The sequence below is a fragment of the Candidatus Synechococcus spongiarum genome (assembly GCF_900047545.1).
Taxonomy (GTDB): Bacteria; Cyanobacteriota; Cyanobacteriia; order PCC-6307; family Cyanobiaceae; genus Synechococcus_B; species Synechococcus_B spongiarum_C.
Genome location: NZ_FITM01000027.1, coordinates 1 through 8764, shown reverse-complemented (window position 1 = coordinate 8764; position 8764 = coordinate 1). Strand labels below are relative to the sequence as shown.

Annotated in this window: 9 protein-coding genes and 1 pseudogene; 2 read left to right on the top strand and 8 right to left on the bottom strand. The window is 63.6% G+C overall.

Annotated features, from left to right (window positions below; translation table 11 throughout):
- On the bottom strand, positions 1–825 hold an 825-nt coding region (locus tag FLM9_RS01130; protein ID WP_074456873.1), incomplete at its 3' end, for a ribose-phosphate diphosphokinase.
- A 37-nt stretch (positions 826–862) separates the two neighbouring features.
- On the opposite strand from FLM9_RS01130, the gene FLM9_RS01125 reads away from it, so the two are divergent.
- Positions 863–1567 carry a hypothetical protein gene (locus FLM9_RS01125; protein ID WP_180365256.1) on the top strand — a complete coding sequence of 235 codons (705 nt, stop codon included), beginning with the start codon at positions 863–865 and terminating at the stop codon, positions 1565–1567.
- Here FLM9_RS01125 and FLM9_RS01120 read toward each other — a convergent pair.
- The 7 genes from FLM9_RS01120 to FLM9_RS01095 all read right to left on the bottom strand — a co-directional run bounded on the left by FLM9_RS01120 (position 1505) and on the right by FLM9_RS01095 (position 8292).
- Positions 1505–2389, bottom strand: coding sequence for a phosphatidate cytidylyltransferase (locus FLM9_RS01120; RefSeq protein WP_074456869.1), 885 nt, complete (start codon positions 2387–2389; stop codon positions 1505–1507). The genes FLM9_RS01125 and FLM9_RS01120 overlap by 63 nt on opposite strands.
- Entirely contained in the window at positions 2386–3039 is a 654-nt protein-coding gene (cbiT, locus tag FLM9_RS01115; RefSeq protein ID WP_074456868.1) for a precorrin-6Y C5,15-methyltransferase subunit CbiT, read from the bottom strand. Before cbiT ends, FLM9_RS01120 begins: the two co-directional genes overlap by 4 nt.
- Positions 3040–3060: 21 nt before the next feature.
- A complete protein-coding gene (locus FLM9_RS01110) occupies positions 3061–4503 on the bottom strand; it encodes an aminotransferase class I/II-fold pyridoxal phosphate-dependent enzyme (protein ID WP_081340096.1) in 1443 nt (480 codons plus the stop codon).
- On the bottom strand, positions 4500–5666 hold the full coding sequence (gene cobD / locus FLM9_RS01105) for a threonine-phosphate decarboxylase CobD (RefSeq protein WP_074456867.1): 1167 nt from the start codon (positions 5664–5666) through the stop codon (positions 4500–4502). The genes FLM9_RS01110 and cobD overlap by 4 nt, the downstream gene beginning before the upstream one ends.
- An 8-nt stretch (positions 5667–5674) precedes the next feature.
- Positions 5675–5800, bottom strand: coding sequence for a hypothetical protein (locus FLM9_RS08465; protein WP_257242941.1), 126 nt, complete (start codon positions 5798–5800; stop codon positions 5675–5677).
- Positions 5801–5904: 104 nt separating this feature from the next.
- On the bottom strand, positions 5905–7473 hold the full coding sequence (locus tag FLM9_RS01100) for a photosystem II high light acclimation radical SAM protein (RefSeq protein ID WP_257242940.1): 1569 nt from the start codon (positions 7471–7473) through the stop codon (positions 5905–5907).
- Positions 7474–7674: 201 nt separating this feature from the next.
- On the bottom strand, positions 7675–8292 hold the full coding sequence (locus tag FLM9_RS01095) for a CAP domain-containing protein (RefSeq protein WP_218969714.1): 618 nt from the start codon (positions 8290–8292) through the stop codon (positions 7675–7677).
- 359 nt (positions 8293–8651) lie between these two features.
- Between FLM9_RS01095 and FLM9_RS07770 the strand changes: the two are divergent.
- Positions 8652–8764, top strand: a pseudogene (locus FLM9_RS07770) (photosystem II q(b) protein); the annotation flags it as partial.

Below are 8764 nucleotides of genomic sequence, written 5' to 3'. Positions count from 1 at the left end.
CCGCTCCAGAGCAGGAGGAGAGAAGACCGGATGGGTGACGCAGGCGATGACGGTCCCGGCGCCTTGGGCCTTGAGGAGGCGGGCCCCCTGGTGAATGGTGCCGCCGGTGTCAATCATGTCGTCCACCAGGATGGCTGTGCGGCCTGCCACGTCCCCGATCACCGTGAGGCTTTCCGCCACGTTGTGGGACGCACGCCGCTTGTCGATGATGGCCAGGGGGGCGTCGTTGAAGCGTTTGGCGAAGGCCCTGGCCCTAGCCACACCCCCCACGTCCGGTGACACCACTACGTAATCCTTCAACTGGCGCGTGTTGAGGTAGTCCACCAGCACGGACGCCCCATAGATGTGGTCACAGGGAATGTCAAAGTAACCCTGGATCTGGGCCGAGTGGAGATCCACCGCCAGAACGCGGCTGACGCCCGCCTGCACCAGCAAATTGGCCACCAGCTTGGCGGTGATGGACTCCCGCCCCGCGGTTTTCCGGTCAGCCCGAGCGTAGCCGTAGTAGGGCATCACCGCGGTGATCTGGCGTGCCGAGGCGCGGCGGCACGCATCCACCATGATCAACAACTCCATCAGGTGGTCGTTCACCGGCGCACAGGTGGGCTGCACCAGAAACACGTCACAGCCGCGGATGGATTCCTGGATCTGGACGTAGAGCTCCCCGTCGGCGAAGCGTTTGCGAACCCCAACGCTATCGCGAATGCCCAGATAGCCCGCAATCTCCCGGGTGAGATGGGGATTGGCACTGCCACTGAACAGGCGCAAGCGACCATGATCTTGGCGCTCCCTGGACAGGTCGTGGTGATGGGGCCTGGCTGTCAGACTGGTCACTGGCAGTCGTTGGGACCTCGCAACACTGATGGTAGACGCTATGGCCTGTTCCGGGGCATCTGCAGGCGCAACCCAGGTACGACTGGGGGGCATCACTGTCGTCGTCCATCCTCTCCACGGGGTGGATCCCCAGGCCGTGGCCGAGATCATGGCCATCGTGCTGGGGGGGCAGCCTCTGTTCAGACCCGAAGCAGAGGCTGATCCCTTTCAGGTGTTACAGCAGTTGACGTCAGACACAGCAGCGGCGCTATCCCCGGCCCAGGGCTCCTGGCTGCTGGTGACCACCGAACTGGCGGCGCACCATGGCCCCGGGGCCAACTGGTGTACTGCCCTGGCCGCGTTCCGTCGCCCTTTGCTGCTGGTTGTAGCGCCCCGTCCAGGCTGGGAGGGACAAGCCCGAGCCTATGGCGCCCTGGCTCGGCAAAGTGGGATTCCTCTTCTGGGTGTGACCAGCCATGGGGAGCCCCATGCACCCCACTTCGACCCTGCCCTGGAGTTGGGCCTGCCCTGGTTGGGACACCTGCCAACGGAAGGCGCGCCCACGACCCAGGCCTGGCAGGACCAACTCTGGCTGCTGCGGGAGCAACTCTGGCTCCGTTGGTGGCAACTCTGCCGCACGGAACAGGTGATGGCCCTATCCACAGGGGATCTCAGCGCACCGGGGGCGTCGTCACCAGGACAACAACGGCAGCACCAGCAGCACGAAGTACAACACCACGGCGGGGGTCAGTAGAAAGCTGTCGAACCGGTCCAGGATGCCGCCATGGCCGGGAATGAGGCGGCCGGAATCCTTCACCCCGGCATCCCGCTTCAACATGGACTCCACTAGGTCCCCCACCAGGGCGGAGAGGGCCACCAGGATGCCCAGCATCAAACCACTCCACGGCGCCAAGGGCCAACCCAACACCACGGCGCCACCGGCGCCCACCAGGGCGGCGGCCACACAACCACTGATGGTTCCCTCAACAGTTTTTCCAGGGCTCACCTGGGTCAGCGGCCGCCGACCAAAGCGTCGCCCACACACATAGGCGGTGATGTCCACCGCCAGGATCATGGCCGTGGTGAACAGGGTCAAGGCCAAACCAGCGCTGATCCCTGCGGTGGGCAGGGTCCAGTGCTGCACATGGAGGGGGGCCACCCCACCAATAGCCCGCAGTCGCAGCCAGTGGCTGGGTAGCACACCCAGGTAGTAGAACCCGAAAATCGATGCCGCCACATCGGCGATGGAGCCGGTCTGTGGTTGCAACAACAGCCAGCCGCAGATCACCAGGCTGGCCAGGGGCACCACGGCGTCCGCCCCCAGGGACCACTGGGAGTCCAGGGGTTGGTTGGTGGCATGGGAGCTGAGGACCAGCAGCACCTGGCAGGCCGCCAGGGTTGTTTTGCTGGCGGGGCGAATCCCCTTGCTGCGGGCCAACCGGAAAAACTCCACCAGGCCCAGATGGACGATCACCGCCACCAGCAGGGTGAACCACCAGCCCCCCAGGCTGATGAGCAGCACCCCCAGCCCGGCAGCCACCAGGCCACTCAGTACCCGCGGGGATCCCCAACTCATGGACTCGCGGGACGCTCTGCGGCAATGATGAACAGGGGCTCCGCGGCAGCCAGGCGCACGTCACGCCCCCGCTGCTGCAGGCGATGCACCGTCGCCTGCACCACCTGCAGATCAGCGGCTTGCAGGCTTCGCAGGGCATTGGTGGCATCCACCAGGCCGGCCAGGTTGCTGGTGCTGATCACCAGGCGCCCATGGGGGCGCAGGCAGGACCACACCGCATCCAGAATGGCCTGATCCGGTCGGGACACCTCCAGCAGCACCCGGTCCGGCTCCCCATCTAGTTGACCCAGATCGTCCGGCGCACGGCCAGGGACGATCTTCAAGTTGTTCACTTGAAAGTGCCGCCGGTTGTGCTCCAGCAGATCCAGTGCATCCGGGTCCCGTTCCAGGGCCAGCACCACACCATGGGGCAGCAACCGGGCAACTTCTAGCGCTAAGGCGCCGGTGCCGCCCCCCACGTCCCACACCAGGGAGTCGGGCTGGGGCCGTAAATGGGCCAGCAGCATCACCCGCAACTCCATGGGTGTTGGCGCAAAGCCGGGGGCATTGGCAAAGGCACCGTCAGGGATGCCGGGCGTCACAAAATCCCATTGAAACCGGTCCTGGGGGTGGTGTTTGCCGGAGGCTGCATCACCCGCTGCAGTGGGCATGGGGGCGAGCCTCCTGAACCGTCACATCAGAACCTTCACCGTATCAAGCATTCCACCCAGACGTTGCCAAAGATGCCGGTTGTGGAAGAGCCAGGTACAACGTTCTTCGTCTAGCCGTTCCCCCGGCAGCAGCAGGGGGATGCCCGGTGGGTAAGGGGTAACGGCCTCCGCCACCACGTGTCCCACCGCCTCTTTGAGGGGCAGACGTCTGCTGGGGCCGAACCAGGCGGTGCGGGGTGGCACGGCAGAGCGGGCCAGCAGTGGGGTGGGGGCGGGCTGGACCCTCTCCACAACCCCTGGCGGATTCGGTGCTGACCAGTGCAGTTGGGCCAAGGCGTCCCGGAGCCGGCCCAGGGCTTGGCGGGGTGGCTGGAAGCCCAGATAGAAGGTGAGCCCCGCCACCTCCGGCAGTTCTCCCCCAATCCCGAAGCGCAGCAGGTGCTCGTCCAACGCCAGGCCATCGGGTCCCCCCGCCGTGGTGCATAACCGCAGGCGCAGCGGATCGTCACTGGGGCTCACCCGCCAGCCCGCACGGGTCAATTGCTGCTGCCAATGGCACCAACGGTCCATGGCGCGGCTGAGCACACAACCGGCCTGGGGCTGCTGATGGGGCCATGCCGCCGCCAATTCCGTGGCCGCCAACAACAACACCGAGGGGCTACTGGTCTGCAGCAGCAGCAAGCCCTGCTCCAGGTCCTCTCTGGAGAAGCGGGCGCCGCAACTGTGAAGTACAGCCGTTTGGGTGAGCCCCGGCAGGGATTTGTGGGTGGAATGAACCACCAGGTCGGCCCCGGCGGCCAGGGCGTCCCGGGGCAGGCCCCCATGGGCGCGAAAGTGACTGCCATGGGCCTCGTCCACCAGCACCGGCAGGCCCTGGCTGTGGCAAAGCCGCACTAGTGGCGTCAGAGGAGCACTCAGCCCTTGATAGGTGGGATTCACCAGCAGCGCCAGATCCATGGAGCAGCCCTGGTCCGCCACCGCCGCCAGCACCCTCTGGAACCAGGCCACGTCCACCGGTTGGGACAGCCCCCAGCGCTGGGAAAAGGGGAGGCTGTAGTAGATGGGCTCAAGGCCGGCCAGCACCGCCCCATGGAGCACTGAGCGGTGCAGGTTGCGGGGGCAGAGCAGGCGCTGGCCTGGACGCAGCACACCCAGAAGAGCAGCCTGCAGCAGCCCTGTGGAGCCGTTGACGCCAAACCAGCAGCACCGGCTACCCCAAAGCTTCGCCGTGGCCCGCTGGGCTTCGGCCACCGCACCATGGGGCAGTAGCGGTCCCCCCAGGCTGGGCAACTCCGGCAGATCCAGGGGACCCAGCGGCTCTGTGAGCAGTGCCGCCAGCGCTGGTGGAAACCCCCGACCCTGCCCATGGGCAGGTAGGTGGAGGGGAAGTGTGAACGCCGCTGCCCGCTGCAGAGCCTTGAGCAGGACCGTTCCTGCGGTGGGATTCAAACGATCCCGGTTCATGCCTGTGCCCTGCTGGTGCTGGATGAGGCGTTCCTTTCCCCGGTGGCCAGTGGGTGGTAACCCGGCGTCTTGAGGCCGGCGGCCATGGCCGCCACTAGGCGCCGATTGTGGCGGCGACGGCCAACGGCAATCCGTAGCCAATGGTGGTCAAGTCCCGGGAAGCTGCGACAGTCCCGCACCAAAATGCCTTGCTGCGCCAAGGATTGCTGCAGGGGCGTGAGGGAGTGGCCCCAGGACAGCAACCGATAGTTGGCGGCTCCCGGGTACACCCGCAGGGATGGGCAGTGGCGGTTGAGATGTTGCATCAACCATGGACCCTCCCGCGCCAGCCAGCGCCACACCCGCTGCTGCCACACCCGATCCGTCGCCACCGCCAGGCCGGCCTGCACCGCCAGACCGTTGACGGGCCATGGATCACGCCAACGGCTCCAGCGCTCCATCCGCTCCGGGTCAGCGATGGCATAGCCAAGGCGCAAACCGGCCATGGCAAACAATTTGGTGAGGCTGCGGATCACCACCAGATTGCCGAACCTTGGCGCCAGTGGGACAAGGGAGTGGGCCTCGCCACCGGGCACCAGGGGCAGGAATGCCTCATCCACCACCACCAGGCCATGGGTGTGGAGCAACGGCTCCAGGCTGTCCCGACGCCAAAGCTGACCGGTGGGGTTGTGGGGGTTGGTGATCCAGAGGGCGGTGTGCTGGGGGTTAAGGCTGTGCAGAGCCCGGGGTTCCGCAAGAGCCTCAATCCAGGACTGAGGACCGTCACCCCAGTGGAGGCGAAGGGGCAGGGACCGACCCGCCGCTCCCCACGTGGCCAGGGCCCGTTGATAGTCCGCAAAGCCGGGGGTGGGCAGAAGGTTGATGAGGGATTGGGCATCGCGAGCAGCCCAGGTGAACAACTCCGCTGCTCCGTTACCTGGCAGGACCCAACCAGGGTCAAGACCATGCACCTGGGCCATGGCCTCCCGCAGGGCCTGATAGGCAGGATCGGGGTAGGGCGCCACGTGATCCTTCAGCGCTCGGCCCAGGGCCCGGCGCAGGCTGCGGGGTGGCCCAAACGGCACCAGGGAAGCACTGAAATCCAGGATCCGGCGGGGATGGCAGTTCAGCCGACGGGCCAGTTGATGCACGTTGCCCCCATGGCGTAGCGGCGCCTCTGCCATGGGGCCTCTCACTCGGAAGCCGCGGCCTGAAACAAACCACTACTCAAGCCCACCAGCAACCAGCCATGGGCGCAGAAGCGCAGTGCCGCCACCATGGCCAACCCGACGCAAAGCGGACAGTGGGTGAGACCCATGGGAACCATCTTGCTGCCCCAGCCTGATGGAGTCGGTGCCTCGGGGACAGATCTGCTGTGCAAATAGAGACAATTCTCCATTGGGGGTGTCCCCGGATCTTCCCTCAGCGTGAGGCATTGGCCATGGTGCGCTGCCCGGCCAAGGGTGCTGAAAGCGCTTCCGCAAGGGGCGCCGCACCGTACTGGGCCTCCAGCAGATCCATGACTGTGCGGCCAAAGTTGTGGGGATTGCGCGCAAAGGCCTCCAGGCAAATGCGCCCGAAGGCGCTGCCCATGGGTTCCGGGTTCCACAGCAGCTTGCGGGCCACCCAGGGCATCATGCTCATGGGGTTGTAACCGGGCTTGAGAACGCCGTGGTCCAGGGCGTAGCGTTCCAGATGGGTGTGGGGTTGCAAGCCGATGAAAAAGATGGCGGGCTCCACTTGCTCCGCCCCGAAAACAGCTTCCAACTCCCGCTGAAAGGCCACGGTCTGGCTAATGGTCTCCGGCCGCTCGTCAATCACATTGAAGGAATAGTTGACGGAAATTTTTTCCTTAAATCCCGCCTGTGCCAGCAGGCGACAATTCTCCAGAACGACGCGCAAGTTGTAACCCATTCGCATCTTGCGGACCAGTTCCTGGGAACCGGAAGTGATGCCGATTTCAAAATAACTCATGCCGCTTTGGACCATGAGTTGCGCCAATTCCTCATCCAGATTATCGGCACGGATATAGGCAGCCCAATGAATGTCCGTCATGCCTGCGGCAAGAATGGCACGCAACAATTCCTTGGCATCAGAAATGTAGCGTCGTGCCGGGATGAACTGGGCATCCGTGAACCAGAATCCCCGCACACCCCGATCATAGAGTCGACGCATTTCCACCACCACCTCGTCCACTGGATTGAGGCGCACCTGCTTGCCCTCCACCACGGTGTAGATGCAGTAACAGCAGTTATGGGGACAGCCCCGCTTGGTCTGCACGCCCACATAAAAATCGCCACCTTCCAAATACCATTTGAACGTAGGCCAGATGGTTTCGATATAATCGTAGTTGCAGGCGGTTTTGGGCAGGGGGGAGGGCTGTTCATAGATGAGACCCGCACGGGGAGCCTCCCCCACCACGTAGCAACGCTCAGCCGCCAGGCTTTTTCCCTGCAGCAATGTTTCCAGCAGGCGCTCCCCTTCGCCAACGGACACAACCGTTCCCCAGGGAAGCCGGGACGCCAACTGCTCGTAGAACACACTCACCGCACCGCCTCCTACCACCAGCCGGGCCTGGGGATGGTGGCGCCGCGCCCGGGCCAGGCCCGTCCGAATCAAGCCCAGGTTGCGGCGAAGCTCCGCGTAGTAGCTCCAGGTGAGCCGCAGCCCCCCCAGGACGCCCCGCAGACGGCGCAGGGGATTGGCCCCATAGAACGCTTCAAAGGAATACTGGAGCGGATTGCCCCCCCGTCCATCCACGGGCGCATAAATCTGAATGTCCCGCCAGGAAAACACCAGCACGGTGGGCTGCCACTGGTCAACGGTTTGGCGGAGCATGGCCCAAACATTCAGCGAAGGCACGGTGGCCAGATCCAGGATGCGCTGGGGCAACCGGGGGAAGACCTTATGAACATGGTCAGCCAGATACACCGGCCCGATAGGGAAGATGGGGTTGCAGGGGAGCCGGACGTAGAGGATGCGCTCCTGCACGGCGGGAAGAGTTCGGATGAACTCAAGGGTGGGTAGTACGAGGCTAGCAGGGATAGCCAGGGAGCTGTGGCGCTGGAAGGAACTGATCCGCCTGTGCGTTCCCCCAATCTGCTGGTCGGGTCCGGGAGAAACACTGGGGAAGCCCCAAAATGGACCACTGTCGATTCCTGTATCCCTCCATTTTGGCGTTGTCCAGGGCTTCTACTGGCAACCGGAGAAGTTCTGGGTTGCAAACACTGTCTCCTGGTGCAAGCCAGCAGACCTGGCGATCCGATCTTCCCGAATTACCACACCAACGCCGATCCTGCGAGCGCTGATGTCCAATATGTTCCTTCTATGGCCAGGACTGTTCATCCATCCTTTCACCAGAGCTGACGCCATGGTTTGATCACTGTGAAAAGAGATGGGAACAATCTCCATCAATCTTCCCGACCACTCGGAAATTTTAGGGTACTTATAAATGTTCTCACTCAGCCCGAAGGAATATGAACCGTCCCCACGATAGGCCCGACAATCATATCCCGCCTCCAAAGCGCGGTCCGTCGGGTTTTTGCCATGAATCTCGTGATAGAGTCCGAACTTGGCCATGTCCCGACTATGCTCTCTGGCGATAGTGGAGATGGCAGGATCATGGGTTAACGACCTTAAGCCAGCCGCTTCCCGTTCGGCATTCGTATAATGAATAATCCAACTCTCAATGCTCGACGGACTCAGCGGCTGGCCGCCGGCGTAGCCCTTTCCACCGTGCGCTTGGCTGATCTCCGCAGTGTATCCCGCGACGGACTCCACCTCAAACACAGGCGGGGTTACCTCAGCCATTCCTGTGAAAGCAGGAATCCACAGGGCAACACCCAACAACTTCCCCAGTCCCCCGGTAGGCAACAGCCCTCCCCGGCAGAGCGGCCGACCTTGTTGATGGCGGGTTGATCGGTTGTCTGATTTCCAAGGCGTTCTTGACTTCATGGGCATCCCATGGGCTTCAAGGGGTCGGGCCACGGGCCTGGACGTAGGCGCTCCCCATCCAAATTGACAGGGGAAGCACCGGCACAACCAAGCAAAAACCCTGTCCCGACGCGGGATCCAGGCAATTCCGAAACATTTCCACACCAATCGCAATTTTTCGTTACGCTTTTAGGGGCGGGATTCCCGCCTTGCTTACCTTCCAATCATCTGTCCTGATGACCACCACACTTCAGCAGCGCCAAGGCGCTTCTGGATGGCAGTCCTTCTGCGACTGGGTGACCAGCACCGACAACCGCCTCTACGTGGGCTGGTTCGGTGTGCTGATGAT

What these genes read in the sequence shown, in the direction of transcription:
- FLM9_RS01125 (WP_180365256.1), top strand. Translation starts at nt 863, where the DNA reads ATGGTAGACGCTATGGCCTGTTCCGGGGCATCTGCAGGCGCAACCCAG.
- FLM9_RS01120 (WP_074456869.1), bottom strand. Translation starts at nt 2,389, where the DNA reads ATGAGTTGGGGATCCCCGCGGGTACTGAGTGGCCTGGTGGCTGCCGGG.
- cbiT (WP_074456868.1), bottom strand. Translation starts at nt 3,039, where the DNA reads ATGCCCACTGCAGCGGGTGATGCAGCCTCCGGCAAACACCACCCCCAG.
- FLM9_RS01110 (WP_081340096.1), bottom strand. Translation starts at nt 4,503, where the DNA reads ATGAACCGGGATCGTTTGAATCCCACCGCAGGAACGGTCCTGCTCAAG.
- cobD (WP_074456867.1), bottom strand. Translation starts at nt 5,666, where the DNA reads ATGGCAGAGGCGCCGCTACGCCATGGGGGCAACGTGCATCAACTGGCC.
- FLM9_RS08465 (WP_257242941.1), bottom strand. Translation starts at nt 5,800, where the DNA reads ATGGGTCTCACCCACTGTCCGCTTTGCGTCGGGTTGGCCATGGTGGCG.
- FLM9_RS01095 (WP_218969714.1), bottom strand. Translation starts at nt 8,292, where the DNA reads ATGGCTGAGGTAACCCCGCCTGTGTTTGAGGTGGAGTCCGTCGCGGGA.